The sequence below is a fragment of the Peptoniphilus indolicus genome, assembly GCF_900454665.1.
Classification (GTDB): domain Bacteria; phylum Bacillota; class Clostridia; order Tissierellales; family Peptoniphilaceae; genus Peptoniphilus; species Peptoniphilus indolicus.
Genome location: NZ_UGTH01000001.1, coordinates 768,653 through 787,869 on the forward strand (window position 1 = coordinate 768,653; position 19,217 = coordinate 787,869).

A 19,217-nucleotide genomic window follows, 5' to 3' on the forward strand; every position below is an offset into this window, starting at 1 on the left:
ATATTCGTTCATTGAATTTAATCAAATATATTTTATACTATTTTCTGCAGCTAACGGCACAGACTTGTTAATATAGTCTGTATGTGAATAAATATCATCATATTCAAAATGATAACTATCAGTCCAAAGTTCGCACTGTGTCATAACAACTTGCACTGCATCTTCCATCCCCTCAGGCGGATATTTATGTTTTTTCAAAAGTTTTTTAATTAACATTCTCATTTTAGCACGAGCTGATTCTCTTTTTTGCCAGTCTATACTTCTATTCTTCCTAAGTGTATCTGTTAATTCCCTACTAATTGCAATTAACTCATCATTTTTATAAAAATCTTTAATCGCTTGAGGTTTTGTAAGTGCATCATAAAAAGCAAGCTCATCTGTTGTCAACCCCAATTTATCACCAGCTTTTTGTGCTTCAGCAATCTGTTTTGCAAGATTTAGCATTTCTTCAATGACCTCTTCATTCGTTAACATCCCATTAAGATATGAATTTAATGTCCTTTGCATAATTCCACTAAATTTTTCAGACTTTACTATATTTGTCCTCTTATATACAACAACTTGCTCTGCTATTAATTTTTTTAAAAGCTCTACAGCAATATTTTTTTCTTTCATATTAGCTACATCTTGCAAAAACTTAGGATCAAATAATGAAAACTCTTCTTTTATGTCAGAGAATAGATTTATCACTCCTTCACTCTTAATGCTTTGTTTTAATAAATCATTGATTTTAGCATTCATTTGATTTAAAGATATTTTTTGTCCTTGTCCATTATTTATAAGCCTTAAAACTAAAACTCGAATCGCTTCAAAAAAAGCAGCTTCTAATCTATCTTTCTCACATACTAAAGATGAACAAAGAGATAGTGCCTGATGAAGCATAAGTGCTTCTTTCAAAAAAATTTCTTTATCATTCTCTCTTTTTCTGTCTAGAATAAAATTTAACGCGCCACTAATAATTTTAGCCCTTTCTAAATCACTATCTCCACTAAAATTAATATAATTATAACCATGGAATAAATCTTGACATACAGATAATTTTTCTAAAAATTTAGGATAAGCAACCTCTGCAACATCTGTATTTCCATAATTTTTCTTATCACGAGTTGTATAATCATTCATAGCTTGTTTTAATGCTGATGCAATCCCTACATAGTCAACAATAAGGCCACCTTCTTTATCTTGGAACACACGATTCACTCGTGCAATAGCCTGCATCAAATTATGTCCTGTCATTGGCTTATAAACATACATAGTTGCCAAAGATGGAACATCAAACCCCGTAAGCCACATATCCACAACAATAGCAATTTTCATTTCACTATCGTTATTTTTAAATTTCTTTGCCAACTCATCCTTATGCTTTTTATTTCCAATTATATCTCTCCACTCTTCAGGATCATTGTTCCCCGAAGTCATAACTACGCCTATTTTTTCAACCCAATTAGGTCGAAGTTCTAATATTTTCTCATAAATTCTCATAGCAATAGGTCGAGAATATGCTACAATCATAGCCTTACCAGTAAGCAAGTTTTCTCGATTATCTTCATAATGATCTATAATGTCACAAACAAGTGAATTTATAGTATTATCATTTCCAAGTATTGCGTCCATCCTACCAAGCTCTTTTTTACTTCTTTCAATAACATGAGGGTCAGCATTTTCTGCCATTATATCGTACTCTTTATCTATTAATTTTAATGTACTTTCATCAAGATTTAATTTAATAACTCTACTTTCGTAATAAACAGGTCTTGTAGCTCCATCCTCAACAGCTTGGGTCATATCGTAGATATCAATATATTCACCAAATACCTCTCTAGTACTTCTATCTTTTGAAGAAATAGGAGTCCCTGTAAATCCAATATATGTTGCATTAGGCAGAGAATTTCTAATAATTCTCGCAGTCCCGACAACTCTTTTAGCTATATCTTCTCCATTTTCATTTTGTACAATTTTAATTCTTTCTGCTAAACCATATTGTCCTCTATGTGCTTCATCAGCCATTACAATAACATTACGTCTTTCACATAAAGCATCTTCTGATTCCTCAAACTTTTGCATTGTAGTAAATATAATTCCGTTTGCTTTTCTTCCATTAAGCAAATTTTTTAAATGAGCTCTACTATCTGCTTGAATAGGATCTTGTCTTAAAAAATTCTTACATTTAACAAATTGTCCATACAGTTGATCATCCAAATCATTTCTATCTGTAAGCACAACAATCGTAGGGCTATCTAATGCTTCTTGTAGTCTATGTGCATAAAATACCATAGATAAAGACTTCCCACTACCTTGAGTATGCCAAAAAACTCCACCTTTACCATCTGTCACTGTAGCTTTTTTAGTAGATTCAATAGCCTTATTAACTGCAAAATACTGATGATACCCCGCTAAAATTTTAAACATACTTATACCTTCATTTGAAAAACAAATGTAATTTTTTATTATATCTAAGAATCTTTCTTTTTTAAAAATTCCCTCAAAAAATGTATCAAAGTTAGCATATTCTGTATTTTCATAGCTACCATCTTTTGTTTTCCACTCCATAAAACGATCTTCACCAGAAGTAATTGTTCCTGCTTTGGATGTCAATTGGTCACTCATGACACAAATAGCATTATAAATAAACATAGATGGGATTTCTTTCATATAATTTTTCAACTGTCTATATCCATCTGAAGCATCTGTTCCTTCTCTAGATGGTGACTTTAATTCAATAACGACAATAGGTAGTCCATTTAAAAATAAAACAATGTCAGGTCTTTTTTCACTATTTTCTATAAATGTCCATTGATTTGCAACAATAAAGGAGTTATTATCTAGATTCTTATAATCAACAATATAAACAATATCTGAGCGCTCTTCATCTTTAAAAAAATATCTTACTGGAATGCCATTTTGCAGATAGTCCATAAATAAATTATTTTTTTGTACAATCTCACCATTTTCAAAATTTTTAATTTTATACAATGCCTCCTGAATGGCATCTCCTGGCAAATCTCTATTTAAACGATATAACGATTCAACTAGAACCTCTTCATATAGCGGGCTATAAAAATCCCTCTCAATATTAGGACCATATGCGTACTCATATTCCAAATCGTTTTGAAATAATTCAATTATTGAGTTTTCATAATTTTCTTCTGTATATGATGCCAGCATAACTCTCTCCTTTATAGATTTATTTAATATAATTCTTATTTTTCTTTCTAATTTTTATATGAAGTATTACAAACAATAATTTAGAGCAGCAAGCTCGGGCAATTTTTGATGCGATGTTTCCAAGTATATCAAATGGAGAAAATACTATCGGAGATAGCATAACTCCAAAAAGAGGCAAGGGCTTACTATCGAAAAACGCCATATTCGGAAATGTTCCAGTTGTTGCTGGCGGTTTGGAACCATCAACGTATCATAATGTAGCTAATACAGTTGCTCCTGTTCTTGCTATATCTGCTTCCGGTGCAAATTCGGGATATGTTAGTTTATGGAATATACCGATTTGGTCATCAGACTCATCTTTTATTGATAGTTCAATGACAGACAATGTTTATTTTTGGTATGTGTTATTAAAAAAGCGCCAGAAAGAAATATACGATGCTCAAACTGGTTCTGCACAGCCGCACATTTATCCTCAGCATATAGCCGCTATGCCAATAAGCAACTTAAACTTTGACGATGTCCGTAATTACACGGCCACTGTAACGCCGATTTTTGAGATGATTGGTCATAACAAAGCTGAAAATGTACGATTAGCTACAACTCGTGACGCTCTTTTACCTAAACTGATGTCCGGTGAGCTTGATGTATCAGACATAGACCTTTAAGCCGCTAAATTATTGTTTATCGCATTATTCAATGCTATTTTATCATCAAGAGCCTTTAGTATACTTCCGATTTTCCTTTGCTCTTCGATATTAGGCAACTCTATATCCAAATCAGAGACTACATCAGTTTGTACTCTTTGGCGACCCGATGACCCCACCATAGATTTAATTGCCGGATTACGAACCAATGGGCTACAAATCAAATAATACAGAAAATCAGCATCACTAACACCTTCAATAGCACGAAAAACAATGTATTCAGTTGATCCAAAACCAACTTCATCATCATCCAACATAGAAACTTTTGAAATTTTTCCATTCTCCAAACAAGGTGTTATTCTTGCCATTATCGTGTCACCATTTCTAAATTTAGCTCCCCCCTTATACTCTCCCAAAATGAATTCTGGAATATCCCTACAAAACGGTTGCAATTTATCCATTGGTACTTTTTTTGCCATGATGCCTTTACCAATGCTTTCTTTTGGATTGATGTGAGCAATTTCGGATAGCTTTTTTATACGCCAATTACACTTCATAACCAATAGCCCCTAACTTCTTTCTGATTTCCTCTTCCAGTTCATGAGATTTCTCAAACATATCCGAAAGTTCTGAGGTCAGCCTTGTCATCTTTTCCTCAAAAGGCTCGCCGTCATCTTCTTGTTCTTCAATACCTACGTATCGACCGGGAGTTAATATATAATCTTGTTTTGCTATATCTTCTATTGACGCTATAGCGGAAAATCCTTTTTTCTCCTCTAATTTTCCATTTTGAAAATCTTCAAAGGTTTTTGCTAGTAAGTCAATATCCCCAAGACTTCCATCTTCTTGTATACCTTCCGTAAAATCTCTATGTTTTCGATCAACCATATATCCCATTTTTCTGGCATCAATAAATAGGGTCTTTCCTTTCTGTTTTTTATTTTTAGTAATAAACCACAATGTCACTGGAATAGTTACGCTATAAAATAACTGTGTTGGCAAAGCTACAATCCCTTCAACGAGATCATCTTCTATAATCTTTTTTCTTATTTCTCCTTCTCCTGAAGATTGGGATGATAATGCTCCATTAGCCAGTACTAAGCCTATTTTTCCGTTCGGCGCTAGGTGATGAATCATATGTTGTATCCACGCATAGTTTGCATTTCCCGATGGCGGAGTTCCATATTTCCACCTAACATCATCTTTTAATTTATCTGCACCCCAATTAGAAAGATTAAACGGTGGATTTGCCATAATGAAATCCGATTTTAATGTTTTATGGATGTCATTAAAAAATGTATCGGCATGATAAGAACCGAAATTGGCATCAATTCCTCTTATTGCCATATTCATTTTCGCCATCTTCCATGTGTCTGCATTAGATTCCTGTCCATAAACAGAAATATTCCCTCGATTGTCGCTATGAGCCTGTACAAATTTTTCACTCTGTACAAACATACCACCACTTCCACAACAAGGGTCATATACACGACAATTATTAAAAGGTTTCAAAATTTCAACTATTGTCTTTACAATACTTGAAGGAGTATAAAATTCTCCACCTTTTGTTCCTTCATATGCTGCAAATTGAGCAATACAGTATTCATAAGTCCTACCAAGTAAATCTTTGCTTTCATCTGTATCATCCATATGAATTTCATTAGTAAATAAGTCAACAACTTCTCCTAATACCCTTTTATCTAAATCCGGACTAGCATAATTCTTAGGCAAAACATTTTTTAAACTCACATTTTCTTTTTCAATCGCTCTCATTGCATCATCAATTACTATTCCAATTTCAGGTGTGTGCGCAGCAGAGGAAATCTTACTCCAACGTGCCTCTTCTGGCACAAAGAAAATATTTTCTTCTGCATATGCATCTCTGTCATTTTCAAAACCATAACCTTCTTTTAAAAGCTCCTCATAACGTTTTTCAAAAGCATTTGATATATAACGAAGAAAAATAAGTCCAACAATTACCTTTCTATATTCAGCTGCAGGTATATGTCCCCAAAGAACACAAGCTGCATCCCAAATTTGCTTTTCAAAACCTATATTTGTGTTATTTTTTTTTGCCACTATTCATTCCCCTTCCTCTTCAATTTAGATAAAATCATCTAATATAAATTTAACTATCTGCCAATTTCACAAAATTTTATATTAATTTTTATTTAACTTGTTTATTGTCTATGTGCTAACTTTTGGTATTTTTACTAAGTATTTTTATTAATGTATTTAACTAATACAACTTGTAATGTTTATTTATATTTAGTTTTAATTCTTACATCATATTTAGTCAATCGCATATTATTTTTATATATTATATCATAGCATCAAGTTAAATATACCGTTCTGTCTATTTTAGTTTTATACATAATAAATTAGTACAGTAAGTGAATTTTAAAATTTGTTATGAGCGTTCTTTCTTTACTTTTAAAGATTCTTATACTAATTTTCTACTTTACATTTAATTTATATCACTTTTTATTTTCTGTGTATATTAACATTCTGTCTTTATACAAATTATCTTTTATTAATTTAATCTTTTATTCTTTGCATTCAACTAGAAAAATATACTTTATATATTTATCAATAAAAATTCGATCGTGATTTTATTTGAATATTAAATCTTTACTAATACTAATATCCGTTAAACAATAGATATAATTGTGTGATTTAATGTAGTATAATAATATTATGAAAGATATACAAAAACAAATTCAAGAATTAGAAGTAGAACTCAAAAAAACTAATAACAAAAGAGAATATATAAAGATTAAAGCCATAATACTAAAACTTAAAGGCAACAGTGCCAAATCCATATCTGAAAAATTAGATGTTGGAAAATCTACAGTGTTCGCATGGTTAAAAGCATATAGAGAAGATTCTGTAAACGCATTAAAAAATAAAAAAAGACAAGGCAATCATAGAAATCTCTGCTTTGAAGAAGAAAAAGAATTCCTAAAGCAATTTGAAGAAAAAGCAGAAAGTGGACAAATAGTAACAGCCAAAGAAATAGAAAAAGCATATGTAAAGCTTGTAGGACATTCCATAGGAACGGGTCAAATATATAGAGTACTAAAAAGACACGGATTTAGAAAAATAATGCCAAGAAGTAAATATCCTAAGAAAGCAAGTAAAGAGGTCATAGAGACCTCAAAAAAATTAACAGCAGAGCAAAAGAACTTAGAAACGTTAACCCGGATAAAAAAGTAAGAATAATGTTCCAAGATGAAGTAGGATTCGGTCGCATAAATAAGCCGAAATACTGTTGGGGTAACCATAAAATAAGACCATCAGTACCTTATCATCATTTAAGAGAATACAGATATACTTATGGAGCAGTAGAACCAACAACAGGAGAAAACTTCTTTTTAATATTGCCGTATTGTAATACAGACTGTACGAACATATTTTTAAAAGAACTCTCCAAAACCTATAAGAATGATATGATACTACTAGTATGTGATGGAGCAACATGGCATAAATCCAAAGGATTAAGAATACCGGAAAACATAGAAATAATGCATATACCACCATATACACCAGAAATGAACCCCATAGAACAGATTTGGAAACAAATTAGGACTATGGGATTTAAAAATGAATTTTCCACACATTATCAGACGTAGTGGATAGGTTGTGTGAAACGATAAATAAATTAACAAAAGAGATGGTTAAAAGTATCACCAATAGGGATTGGTTATATATCTAGATTTAATAGGATGATAGTATAAATTGAATACTTCTCAATTATTATAATATTCCTTTAAAAATCACTATAAAAACCTCCCATAATTTAATGGAAGGTTCTCTAAGTTGTATATTCAATAAATTATTTAATTATTCCCATTCTTCTTTTCCAAATGTACTATATATCCCAAACCGTCCAAAATACTAGATTCTATTTTTTAATGTACCACCAAATCCACCTAATTATAGGGCGTTTTCAAATTTTTAGTCCCGTACCAGTCCCAGTACCGGAGAAAACTCTATAATAATTTTACTTGTGTAGTTTTTTTATATCTGATTGGTTTAATTTTTCTAAAGATACGAGTTGGGTCTTTGCAAGATTTCTAAGTTCAATCATTCTTTCTTTTTGCTCTAATCCCTTTTCAATTAAAATTGCATTGTAGGATTCCATATTAGCAAGTACTAATAGTTCATTAAGACTTGCATAGTCTCTCATATTTCCTTTTAGGTCAGGATTTTCTTCACGCCACTGTTTTGCTCTTTTATTAAATAGTGCCACATTAAGCATATCTGCTTCACTTGCATATTTAAATGATAACTGCTCATCTGTAAGGTCTTTTAATAAATATTCTTTGATGGCATCTGTATGAATTTTATAATTGATTTTAGATATTTCTCTATGCAGGTTCCAAGTTAATGATAATTTTGAGTTTTCATCTTCTTTAAGTCTTTGATAATCTTTAATTATATAAAGTTCAAATTCTGCAGATATCCATGAAGCAAATTTAAAAGCTATATCTTTATGAGCATATGTGCCTCCATATCTACCCAACTTTACAAATAGTCCTACTGCATTAGTGGTTTTCTGCCATTTTTGAGGTGATAAAGTAAAAGCGTTACTACCCGCCTTTTTTAAATACCCCTCGAATTCGAGGGGGTTAAAATCTGGATTATTTAACTGCTCCCAAATGCCAAGATATTCTATTGTATTATAGTTTCGCATCCAATTTGAAACAACTACATTAGGTTCTTCCTTGTTTTTATATTTTGCTATATCAGTAAGACTTATATAATCATTTTTAAAATCTTCTGTGTAAACCTCAATATCAAAGCCTTTAGCTGAAATTTGATCTTTTTTAATTTTTGACAATATACCCCCTCCTTATTCTAGCTTAATCTTTATTACTTGTATTATAACATAAAAAATGGCCAGGGCACCGTATGCTTCCTGACCTAATCTTAAGATTAAATTAAATATCCCAAATCACTAATTGTCAAATGATATAAGCCACTTTACTCATGTATATAATTTTTATCTTTTTATTTTATAGGCTATTTTTCTGGTAAAACTCCCACACAGGGGAGTTTTACTCCCACTCAATAGTTGCTGGTGGTTTACTTGTTATATCATACACAATCCTATTTATGTGTTTTACTTCATTTACTATTCTAACTGAAACTTTATCTAAAACTTCGTATGGAATTCTTGACCAATCTGCTGTCATGAAATCTGTTGTCTTAACTGCTCTTAGAGCAAGTGTGTAGTCGTATGTTCTAAAGTCTCCCATAACTCCTACTGTTCTGTTATTTGTAAGAACTGCAAAGTATTGGTTTATATCAGAGTCAAGTCCTGCTTTTGCAATTTCTTCTCTAAAGATTGCATCTGCATCTCTTAGTAAATCTAATTTTTCTTTGGTTACTTCTCCAATTACTCTTATTCCAAGTCCTGGCCCTGGGAATGGTTGTCTGTTTACTAAATAGTCTTTAAGTCCAAGTTCTCTACCAAGTTGTCTCACTTCATCTTTAAACAACATTCTAAGTGGCTCTACTATGTCTTTAAAATCTACAACCGATGGAAGTCCTCCAACATTGTGGTGGCTCTTTATCACTGCCGCATCTCCAAGTCCTGATTCTATTATATCCGGATAAATTGTTCCTTGAGCTAGGAAATCTACTGAGCCGATTTTCTTTCCTTCATCTTCAAATACTCTGATGAATTCTTCTCCAATTGCCTTTCTTTTGTCTTCTGGGTCTGTAACGCCTTCAAGTCTCTTTAAGAACCTTTCTTCTGCATCCACTCTTATAAAGTTCATTCCTGAATCTTTAAAAGCTTCTTCAACTTCTAAAGCTTCATTCTTTCTCATCAGACCATGGTCAACTAAGATACAAGTCAAGTTTTCTCCAACTGCTTCTGAAAGTAGTGCTGCTGCAACTGATGAATCTACTCCACCTGATAGGGCAAGTAAAACTTTGCCATCTCCTACTTTTTCTCTTATGGAAGAAATAAGTGTTGTTTTATAATTTGCCATTGTCCAGTCTTGTTTTTCACCAACAACATTTACGACAAAGTTTTTTAACATCTCTGTTCCAAATTCTGAATGATTAACTTCTGGATGGAATTGGAAGCCATATAATTTCTTTTCATCATTTGCTATTGCAGCATTTTCTGTATTGTCTGTCTTAGCGATTGTCTTAAATCCTTTTGGTAATTCAACAACTTTATCAACGTGACTCATCCATACTGTAGAGTCTTGTTCTATGCCATCGAATATTTTATTATCAGAGATATTTAAAACAGTTTTTCCAAACTCTCTTTCAGTTGAAGCCTTTACTTCTCCTCCAAGTACATGGCTCATAAGTTGCATACCGTAGCAAAGTCCCAAAATAGGGATTCCAAGTTCAAAGATTTCCTTTTCTATGCTTGGTGCTCCTTCTTCATAAACTGAATTAGGTCCCCCTGTAAAAACTATTCCACTTGGCTTTTTTTCTTTGATAGCTTCTAAAGCCTTGCTATATGGAACCACTTCACAGTACACATTAAGGTCTCTTATTCTTCTTGCTATAAGTTGGTTATACTGTCCTCCAAAATCAACAACTAAAATCATTTTTCCTCCTATTTAATCTTTTTCTTAACTATATTATAAATGCTATATGGTACAAGTTCTAGTACTATAATCATTAAACTCATTATAATTGGATAAATTACTTTAAAATCTTTAAATGCTTCAGGCATTAATCCAACTTTTAGAAAATATTCAAGCACTAATATATGTGTTGTGTATATAAAAAGTGTTGAATTTGATAGCAAACTCAATTCTGTATCTGTCTTTGACCTAACCACAAATAAAAATACGCTAACTGCATATATAAAGCTAAGTGGATTTACCATTTCAAAGTATGTTACAAAATTTGCATCCGTAGGATTTTCTATCAAAATATCAATCATATACCAGATTGCAAATGCTCCAAATATTGAAAAACCTCTTGGTATATCTTCTTTATATTTAAAAATGTAATGTCCTATCATTGCATAACCTATAGTTGAGTAACTCATTGACAAACTGTATGTTAAAATGAATGGATTCTTAATTAGATTTAAAGTTTTTAAATATGGCACAACTATTGAGCCTAGGAAAAATAAAAATATTGCAAATCTATATTCATTCCTAGTCATATTTGAAACTAATCTATAAACTACCGGTGCTGAGATGAAAAGCACAACTGCAATGTAGAGATAATACAAATGAAATTTTTCATTAATCTTCATAAGATTTTCCATACTGGTGTCATTCATCCACCAACCGTCCCAATACCTATATACGAAGTTAAAGAATAGTATTAAAAATATCAGTTTAAGTACCATTTTAAAGGTCTTTTTAAAAGTTGGTTTTCTTCTATATAGTAAAGCTCCGCTCGCCATCATAAATAGTGGCACTGCGCATCTTGATAGCGCACCATAAAATATTTTAAAGTTTATCAGGTCTTCTGAAACCATATATATATTTGTGTGTATCATCAGAACTAAAAATATTGCCAGTCCCTTTACTAAGTCTATTTCTCTTATTCTCTTCATATTAGTAAAAAAGTCGCCTTTCGGCGACTATTTAAAACTCCTTAAGTGCTCTTTTTACGTTTTCTGCAGTTATTCCAAAATACCTAAACACTTCTGAACCAGGTGCTGATGTTCCAAATTCATCAATAGTTACAAGTTTCCCGTCAATTCCTGCATATTTATGCCAACCATAAGAACTTGCCGCTTCTACTACAACTCTGTTTCTAACGTTGTTAGGTATTATTGATTCTCTATATTCTTCAGTTTGTGCCTCAAAAAGTTCTCTTGATGGCATTGAAACAACTCTTGTTTCTTCATCTGCCGCTTCTACTGCAATTTCAACTTCAGAACCTGTTGCTATGATGATTTTCTTTAGTTCTTTTGTTTCTTTTTGTACTATATAAGCACCTTTTGCCGCATCTCTTGATGAACCTTCTAAATTCTTAAGAGTTTGTCTTGAAAGAATAAGTGATACAGGTGTTGATTTTGAGTTCAGCGCAACTGACCAACCTACTGCCGCTTCTACTGCATCTGCCGGTCTAAATACAATGTGATTTGGAATACTTCTAAGCATTGAAAGTTGTTCTATAGGTTGATGTGTAGGTCCGTCTTCTCCAACTCCGATAGAGTCGTGAGTAAGTATGAACACTGAGCCTAAATTTTGAATTGCAGCAAGTCTGATAGCAGGTTTTAAATAATCTGCAAATACAAGGAATGTTGCTCCATAAGATTTGAATCCTCCATGTAGCATAATACCATTTACTATTGCCGCCATAGCGTGTTCACGAACTCCAAAGTTTATGTTAAGTCCTTTTGGATTTTTCGCACTAAAGTTTTCTTCTTTATCTATATTTGATTTGTTTGATGGCGCAAGGTCTGCTGAACCGCCAAAGAATAAATCAAATTTTTCAGCTATTCTATTTAATGCAACTCCTGAAGATGCACGAGTCGCCATATCTTTTTCAAATTTGTAAAGTTCTTCTGTATTCAAAACTTCTAAATCAAATTTTCCATTCATTGAGTCTACAAGTTTCTTGTATTCTTCAGGATATTTTTCAGCATATAGCTCTTCTACTCTGTTTGATTTTTCGTATTCAAAGTGTAAATCTTTTTTGATGTCTTCAAAATGAGCTCTAACTTCTTCTGAAACGTAGAATGCTTCTTCTGAAGCTTCTAAGAATTTCTTAGTTTCTAAAACTCCGTCTGCTCCAAGTGGTTCTCCATGCGCTTTGCTTGTTCCAACTCTTGGTGAGCCATATCCTATTTCTGTAGTTACTTTTATAAGTGAAGGCCTTTCATCTTTTTTAGCTTCTTCTATTGCCGCTGCAATTGCTTCTATGTCGTTTCCGTCTTCAACTTCTATAACTTGCCAACCCAGTGCTAAATATCTTGAAGCAACGTCTTCTGAGAATGCTAAGTCAGTTGATCCTTCTATTGAAATTCCATTTGAATCGTAAAGAACTATAAGCTTTGATAATTTAAGAGTTCCCGCAAGAGATGAAGCTTCGTTAGAAATACCTTCCATTAAATCTCCATCGCCACATATTACAAATGTATGGTGGTCTACAACTTCAATGTCTTTATTATAAATTGCGGCCATGTGCTTTTCTGCCATTGCCATACCAACTGCCATAGATATACCTTGTCCAAGAGGCCCTGTAGTAGCCTCTACACCAACTGTGTGTTTATACTCAGGGTGCCCCGGTGTACGTGATGAAAGTTGTCTAAAGTTCTTTAAATCTTCTATTTCAAGGCCATATCCAAAAAGGTGAAGTAATGAATACAACATACTTGAACCATGACCTGCTGAAAGAATAAATCTATCTCTGTTTATCCAACTTGGGTCACTAGGATTGTGCTTCATATTTTTCCAAATTGTGTAAGCCATTGGAGATGCTCCAAGTGGTAATCCAGGGTGTCCTGAATTTGCGGCTTGAATTTGGTCCACTGAAAGTAATCTGATGGTGTTAATAGCTTTAGTTTCTATGTTCATTTTTTCCTCCTACTACTACAGAATTCTTATCCTTTATTACAGAATACAAAAATTTAGGTATTGCCACTTGTCTTTTTATTCTGGCTGGGTCTGATAACAATCTATAAAGCCACTCTAAATTTAACTTTATAAACGCCTCCGGAGCTCTTTTACTCACTCCGGCAAGTATGTCTATAACTCCGCCATTACCTATTATAATTTTTGAATTCAATCTGCCCTTATTATGTTCTATCCAAAGTTCTTGTTTAGGATAACCCATACCCAAAAATATTATATCAGGTTTTAATGAATTTATCTGTTCAATTACTTTAAGTTCTTCTTCATGGTCTCCCATTCCCAAATGAGCTCCCTTGAAATATCCATCATGATAACCAACTATATTAAGCTTTTCATCTTTTTTTAAATTTTTATAAGCTTGCTCTACAATTTCGGGTTTTGTTCCAAGTAAAAACAAACTGTATCCTTCTTCTCTACAAAGGTCTATCATCTTTATAGATAAGTCAAACCCTGTTACACGCTCCTTTAACGGCAACTTCTTCATCTTTGAGCCATAAATAAGCCCTATACCATCTGCCACAACCAAGTCCGCAGAATTTATTATGTCTCTCATCTTAGGATTGTCTCGTGCATCCACAACAATTTCAGTGTTCGGAGTCATTATGGTGTGTAATCTATCTTCTTTCAAAAAACCTTTAATCTTTTCAAAGGCTTCATCGAAAGTTACATTGAAAACCTCAACTCCAAATATACTAACCTTTTCCATGCTCTGTATTTAATACCTCCAAAACCCTTTGATTGTGCTCTTTGGTCTTTTTTACAAATTTAAGCAAATATCCACTAATTTCTTTTTTAAGTTCATCTCTATCTTCTATAGATTGTAAAATTTCTTTGGCTAACTCATCCGATTTGAAATTTTGTACATAGTGGTTTTGTACTCTATCTAATTCTTTCATAAACCCGTCAATTTTAGGGTCGTATGAAATTCCTATGGGATAAACTCCCATAAGTGTCGAAAATATAAGCCCGTGAAGCCTCATGCTCACACATATATCTAAATTCCCTATCAATGATAGATATTCATTTACGTGTAAATAGTGGTCTGCCAAGTATATATTTTCATATTTATCTTTTATTTTATCATAAATTTCAGTTTCAATTTTTAAATCTAAATGGTAAAAGAATGGAATCAGTATTATATTGACATCTCTTTCACTCTTTACGAGTTCAATTGTCTTTATAAATTCATCTATAGTTCTCTCTCCTGAATTCTTCCAATTCATAACTATCATTCCAACATTTACTGCATTTTTTCTAACTCCTAGCCCATCAAGGACTTCTCTTCCCTTGTCCAAACTCGGTTTTTTTATTCCAAATACAGTGTCTGTCGTTACTTGAACATCTCTTTTTACATTTAAATCTCTTAAATACGCTTCGCTTTGTCTATCTCTAACATTTAAATAATCTACTTTATTTAAAATTTTTCTTGTCAAAAATCTATTAAAAGTTCTCCTAATAGGTCCTATTCCTTGAGAATATATAAAAGTTTTCTTTCTCATAAGTTGAGCAAGTTTCAAAATCCCAAGGTAATAAAGTATAGATTTACTACTACTTACATCTTGAAGAAGTGAGCCTCCTCCTGACAAAAGCATGTCTGTACTGCTGATATTTTTTAGAATATCAGTTATTTTAGACCTATTTACTGCTTTTACTCCATATTTTTCCGTTGTCCAATCTGGATTTTTCGATAATACCACAATTTCAGCATCGCTAATCTCAGATATTCCGTCTACTAGACCTTTTAGAATAGCTTCATCACCTATGTTGTTATAGCCGTAGTACCCGGACACCAAAATTTTATTTGCCAATGTATTTGTCGTACCCCTTTCTTACAACTTCTGCAACATATACAAAAACTAAGGCTATAAGTGCCACAACTAAATATTGCACACAAACTCTAGTAAATGAAATATAAAGTGGTGTTCTTATATGAGAGAAAGTATTTACTATGTCTGCCATACCTATTGAAGCTAAAAGTATCAATATAAGTGTCATTATTTCAGCTCTTTTTCTATATGCTATATACATCAAAAGCACTATTGCCGGCCAACCCATTAAGATAGCTTTAGTTCTTGGTCTAACTGGTAGATATATTTCCATCAAGTTTCTTGCAAGTAATTCCATTCCTGGAATTTTAGTGTTGGTGTTCCCACCTCTTAGCAAGAATATCGCAACTAAAATCAACAACATTCCCGCAAGGCCCGCTTGCCAAAATTTTACATCCATATTTAATACATTTCTAATTTCTTTTACTTGTATTTTTGGAGCAGTCTCTTCAGTTCTCCCAAAACCAATGTATGCCGCATATATTACAAATGCAAATAATATTGGTAACATTTGAGAAATTTTAACTCCTCTAAATTCTACAAGCTCTACTAAATAATTTGTTCCGCTCAAAAATGAAACTTCGTTTAAAGCTCCTATCATACTTATCAAAATAGCTATTAAAAGCAATAACATTCCATGAGTATAAATTTTAAAAGTCTTTACTTCTCTATTTTTTCTTCTCTTCACAAGCATATAATTTTCCATTATCACTGTAAGAGCTAGTGTCGGATAGACTACTATCGCCGCCAAGTTAAACAACAAATTGCCCAGGTTTTCTTTTATTCCAAGTCCAAAAAATGTAAGTGACGTAAAAATTCCAATTCCCATAAGTATAGCTGAAACAAGAGCCGGCAATTTAAATATTATCTGTAAAAGTAGTATTCCAGCTGCCACCACACCTATCGCCACAGGTATTTTAAACAGTCTATTTGGACTCCATGTTCCAATTGGATTTACTTCACCTGCTGTATATCCCTTTTGTCCCATTCTTTCAGCTAAAGGAAGTAATACATTTCCATACATTTGTGGATCTGTTATTATTTCATTTCCCTTTGTGTAAGGAGCAATGAAAACCACTGCTACATTTCTTTCTGAAATAGCTCTATAATACACATTTGTAAGCTCTTGTCCATTTCTGTGTAGAGGAATTTGATAATCATATCTATCTTGTAAGTAATCCCAAGTAGTAAAAGCTCTAAACTTTCTAACTCTATCATTTTTAATTACATTATTAACGCCTTTTAAATCTGTATGTCCTCTTTGATTAGAAGATTCAACCAGTCCAAGTGCCATATTATTTTTATTAAGTAAGTCTATAAATTCCTCATCAATTGATTTATCTTTAGATCTGTTTGAATAAAATTCTGTTCCTGAAAATACAATCCACTTTTGTTCAGGGTTATATTTTTCTACTACTCCAATAAATCTTTCCATTGTCTTTTTAGGATCTTGAATTCTTGAATAAAAATTAGGTCTTAAATTTACTTTTAACCCATTATCTTTTAATTCCTCTATTAATTTTAAATCATATCCCAATCCCACATACTCAAGAACTGAACTCTTATAACTAAAATCACCTATACGTTTTTCTTCTATATCAAAAGCTCCTACACGATTTCCCACTAAATCTTCGGGTCTTCCTTCTACTATTATCTCTTCTTTTGAAATCTTTGTAATCTTTCTAGGTTGTTTTAAAGTTTCCAAGCCATTTATTATAAAGTTCAACTCTTCAGAGCTTCCCTTTATATCTAAATCTTGTCCGATCATTTGTGTTCTAAGTTTTGAATTTGGCAATTTTCTCATAGAATCAATAGTGTATTCATTTAAAGAAATTGTAGTTACTCCATTTTTTTGTAACTTCTTAAAGTATTCTATTGACGAATCTCCACTTTCATAAGAAAGTTTTAAAAATTGATTGTAGTCAGCCACTACATCATATCCCTTATACTGTACCTCCGCTCTGTATCTTCCAACTACAAAATACATTGAAAAAACAACAGATAATAATATAAGCCCTAACATTATATATCCTCTATTCAGCTTTTGCATAATATCTCCTCTTACTAATTAATTTATATTTTTCATTATACTATGATTACTTTATTTTTTACAGAAAAAAGGCCTCTCTCTTGAGAAGCACTTTAATATGTATTTATTTTTGAATGTTTAAACTCACACTCATTGCATGATCTATTTCCCTCATAATATCTTCATTAAACTTTCCTATTTTTTCTCGAAGACGTTTTTTGTCAATAGTTCTAATCTGCTCAAGAAGTATTACAGAATTTTTCGGCAACGGCACTCCTTTTGCATCTACATTGACATGAGTTGGAAGTTTAGCTTTATTAAGCTGAGATGTAATTGCAGCAACTATTGTAGTTGGAGAATATTTATTCCCTACATCATTTTGTATAATTACTACAGGCCTCACACCTCCCTGCTCAGACCCTATAACCGGAGATAGATCTGCATAAAAAATGTCTCCTCTCTTGATAATGTTCATAACTTTTCCTCTAACTTACTTGAGCATACAAACTGCAACTGCATAATCTCCGTCATGCGAAATAGAAAGTTCAAATACTTTTTCTCCAACTCTGGCTCTAGGATATGGATTGTATTCAATTGCTATTTCTTTAAATCCAACTTCTCCTATTCCAGTACCGAGTGCTTTTGAAACAGCTTCTTTTGAAGCATACATCCCCGCAACTGTATTTTTGCTCTTTTGCTTTTTCTGTATATACTCAATCTCCTCTTTTGTAAAAATTCTTTTCAAAAAGTTATCTCCAAACTTTTCTAGAAGCTTTTCTATCCTATCTACCTTTACTAAGTCAACTCCTAACACTTAGTGCCTCCTCATATAACTTACCTAACTTACGACCTATTTCTATTATGTCCTTATCCTCTACGAATTTATACCCTGCTTTTGAAATGTTTGGCAACTCTCCAGTTAAAATACCCCTTATTTTAACCTCAAATTCATCAACAGAACTTGCCTTATACACCTGTTCTCCATCTTTCAAACTACTATAAATATCAATACTCCTAACCAAGACATTTGTACCAGTAGCTAACGCTTCAAGTAGTACTATACCTTCTGTTTCTTCATATGTGGGGAAAAAGTATAAGTCTGAAGCACTGTATGCGAGTCTCAGTTCTTCACTTGAAACATAACCTGGAAATTTTAAATTTGGAAGTTTTACGTTTACTGCTTGTCTTACTTCTTGAGGTAGTAGTTTTGGGTCAGTATATCCGAACCAAATAAATTCGTATTCCGGCATTCTCTTTGCAAGTTCAACAAAATCCAATATGCCTTTTCTCTTTATGTATAGCCCCACTGAAACTATTACCTTCTTACCCAAAGTGTTATATTGTTCATCAAAAACACTTCTGTCAGATGGTTTAGCTTTCCAAAAATTTAAATCAATTCCATTTGAAATAACTTCAATTGGACTCTTTAAATTATACTTTTGTAGTAATTCCTTAGAATACTCAGTAGGTGTTAGTATTAAATCTGAATTGTTGTAGCATTTTATAAGCCATTTCTTAAAAAAAGGTGCAAGTTGGTTTGAAAACATAAAAGAGTTTTTAAAATCCTCTTCTGTTGAATGTGCATGGTAAACTACAGGTATTCCTTTCTTTTTACACTTTTTTGTAAATATGTACGATTTTGGAAACACTGTATTAATATGTACTATATCATAATTATCTTTTATATCTGTTGTGTAATTGATCCCTGCTTCACTAAGGGCTTTTTCCTGATGCTTTATCGCCTTTCCTACGCCTGAGTCCTTTACAACATCATAGTCTTCTTTATATAAAAGTACATTCATTGCAGTAACCCCTCCATAAATATATTACCATACATTAGTCTATTGCACATCTAATTTTATTGATGTATGCTTATTGGGTTGACAATTTATTTTATATGAGCTATATTTATAGACAAGTAAATATGGACAGATGGTACCCAGTAAGCTTAGCGCCGAATTACAATACCGGAGTCCAA

Annotated in this window: 16 protein-coding genes; 3 read left to right on the top strand and 13 right to left on the bottom strand. The window is 32.4% G+C overall.

Annotation, left to right across the window (positions count from 1 at the left end; genetic code table 11):
- Positions 1 to 21 precede the first annotated feature (21 nt).
- Complete coding sequence (locus tag DYE58_RS03690) at positions 22 to 3,165, bottom strand: type I restriction endonuclease subunit R (protein WP_115312021.1); 3,144 nt, start codon at positions 3,163 to 3,165, stop codon at positions 22 to 24.
- A 113-nt stretch (positions 3,166 to 3,278) separates the two neighbouring features.
- On the opposite strand from DYE58_RS03690, the gene DYE58_RS03695 reads away from it, so the two are divergent.
- Entirely contained in the window at positions 3,279 to 3,830 is a 552-nt protein-coding gene (locus DYE58_RS03695; protein ID WP_004820743.1) for a hypothetical protein, read from the top strand.
- Here the strand turns inward: DYE58_RS03695 and DYE58_RS03700 are convergent.
- Positions 3,827 to 4,366, bottom strand: a complete 540-nt coding sequence (locus DYE58_RS03700; protein WP_004820741.1) for a restriction endonuclease subunit S — start codon at positions 4,364 to 4,366, stop codon at positions 3,827 to 3,829. The genes DYE58_RS03695 and DYE58_RS03700 overlap by 4 nt on opposite strands.
- Complete coding sequence (locus DYE58_RS03705) at positions 4,356 to 5,888, bottom strand: type I restriction-modification system subunit M (RefSeq protein ID WP_004820739.1); 1,533 nt, start codon at positions 5,886 to 5,888, stop codon at positions 4,356 to 4,358. Before DYE58_RS03705 ends, DYE58_RS03700 begins: the two co-directional genes overlap by 11 nt.
- A 618-nt stretch (positions 5,889 to 6,506) precedes the next feature.
- Between DYE58_RS03705 and DYE58_RS03710 the strand changes: the two genes are divergently transcribed.
- On the top strand, positions 6,507 to 7,025 hold the full coding sequence (locus DYE58_RS03710) for a helix-turn-helix domain-containing protein (protein WP_115312022.1): 519 nt from the start codon (positions 6,507 to 6,509) through the stop codon (positions 7,023 to 7,025).
- Between the two features lie 5 nt (positions 7,026 to 7,030).
- Positions 7,031 to 7,441, top strand: a complete 411-nt coding sequence (locus tag DYE58_RS03715; RefSeq protein ID WP_115312023.1) for an IS630 family transposase — start codon at positions 7,031 to 7,033, stop codon at positions 7,439 to 7,441.
- 371 nt (positions 7,442 to 7,812) lie between these two features.
- Here DYE58_RS03715 and DYE58_RS03720 read toward each other — a convergent pair whose 3' ends face one another.
- From DYE58_RS03720 to DYE58_RS03765, 10 genes are all read right to left on the bottom strand, one after another.
- On the bottom strand, positions 7,813 to 8,652 hold the full coding sequence (locus DYE58_RS03720; RefSeq protein ID WP_004820736.1) for a KilA-N domain-containing protein: 840 nt from the start codon (positions 8,650 to 8,652) through the stop codon (positions 7,813 to 7,815).
- Between the two features lie 217 nt (positions 8,653 to 8,869).
- Positions 8,870 to 10,387 carry a glutamine-hydrolyzing GMP synthase gene (gene guaA / locus DYE58_RS03725; RefSeq protein ID WP_004820735.1) on the bottom strand — a complete coding sequence of 506 codons (1,518 nt, stop codon included), beginning with the start codon at positions 10,385 to 10,387 and terminating at the stop codon, positions 8,870 to 8,872.
- An 8-nt stretch (positions 10,388 to 10,395) separates the two neighbouring features.
- Complete coding sequence (locus tag DYE58_RS03730; RefSeq protein WP_004820733.1) at positions 10,396 to 11,355, bottom strand: acyltransferase; 960 nt, start codon at positions 11,353 to 11,355, stop codon at positions 10,396 to 10,398.
- Between the two features lie 31 nt (positions 11,356 to 11,386).
- The gene (gene tkt / locus DYE58_RS03735; protein WP_004820732.1) at positions 11,387 to 13,327 is read right to left on the bottom strand and encodes a transketolase; all 1,941 of its coding nucleotides are present in this window, start codon (positions 13,325 to 13,327) and stop codon (positions 11,387 to 11,389) included.
- Positions 13,311 to 14,090 (bottom strand): WecB/TagA/CpsF family glycosyltransferase, encoded by a 780-nt coding sequence (locus DYE58_RS03740; RefSeq protein ID WP_115312024.1) that lies wholly within the window; start codon positions 14,088 to 14,090, stop codon positions 13,311 to 13,313. The genes tkt and DYE58_RS03740 overlap by 17 nt, the downstream gene beginning before the upstream one ends.
- Positions 14,077 to 15,192, bottom strand: coding sequence for a polysaccharide pyruvyl transferase CsaB (csaB, locus tag DYE58_RS03745; protein ID WP_004820727.1), 1,116 nt, complete (start codon positions 15,190 to 15,192; stop codon positions 14,077 to 14,079). Before csaB ends, DYE58_RS03740 begins: the two co-directional genes overlap by 14 nt.
- Positions 15,182 to 17,260, bottom strand: coding sequence for a DUF5693 family protein (locus tag DYE58_RS03750; protein ID WP_004820723.1), 2,079 nt, complete (start codon positions 17,258 to 17,260; stop codon positions 15,182 to 15,184). The genes csaB and DYE58_RS03750 overlap by 11 nt, the downstream gene beginning before the upstream one ends.
- Before the next feature lie 103 nt (positions 17,261 to 17,363).
- A complete protein-coding gene (locus DYE58_RS03755) occupies positions 17,364 to 17,714 on the bottom strand; it encodes a type II toxin-antitoxin system PemK/MazF family toxin (protein ID WP_004820721.1) in 351 nt (116 codons plus the stop codon).
- A gap of 15 nt (positions 17,715 to 17,729) precedes the next feature.
- On the bottom strand, positions 17,730 to 18,053 hold the full coding sequence (acpS, locus tag DYE58_RS03760) for a holo-ACP synthase (RefSeq protein WP_004820719.1): 324 nt from the start codon (positions 18,051 to 18,053) through the stop codon (positions 17,730 to 17,732).
- Positions 18,040 to 19,041, bottom strand: a complete 1,002-nt coding sequence (locus tag DYE58_RS03765; protein ID WP_004820717.1) for an LTA glycolipid anchor biosynthesis glycosyltransferase, IagA/BgsA family — start codon at positions 19,039 to 19,041, stop codon at positions 18,040 to 18,042. Before DYE58_RS03765 ends, acpS begins: the two co-directional genes overlap by 14 nt.
- Between the last annotated feature and the right edge of the window lie 176 nt (positions 19,042 to 19,217).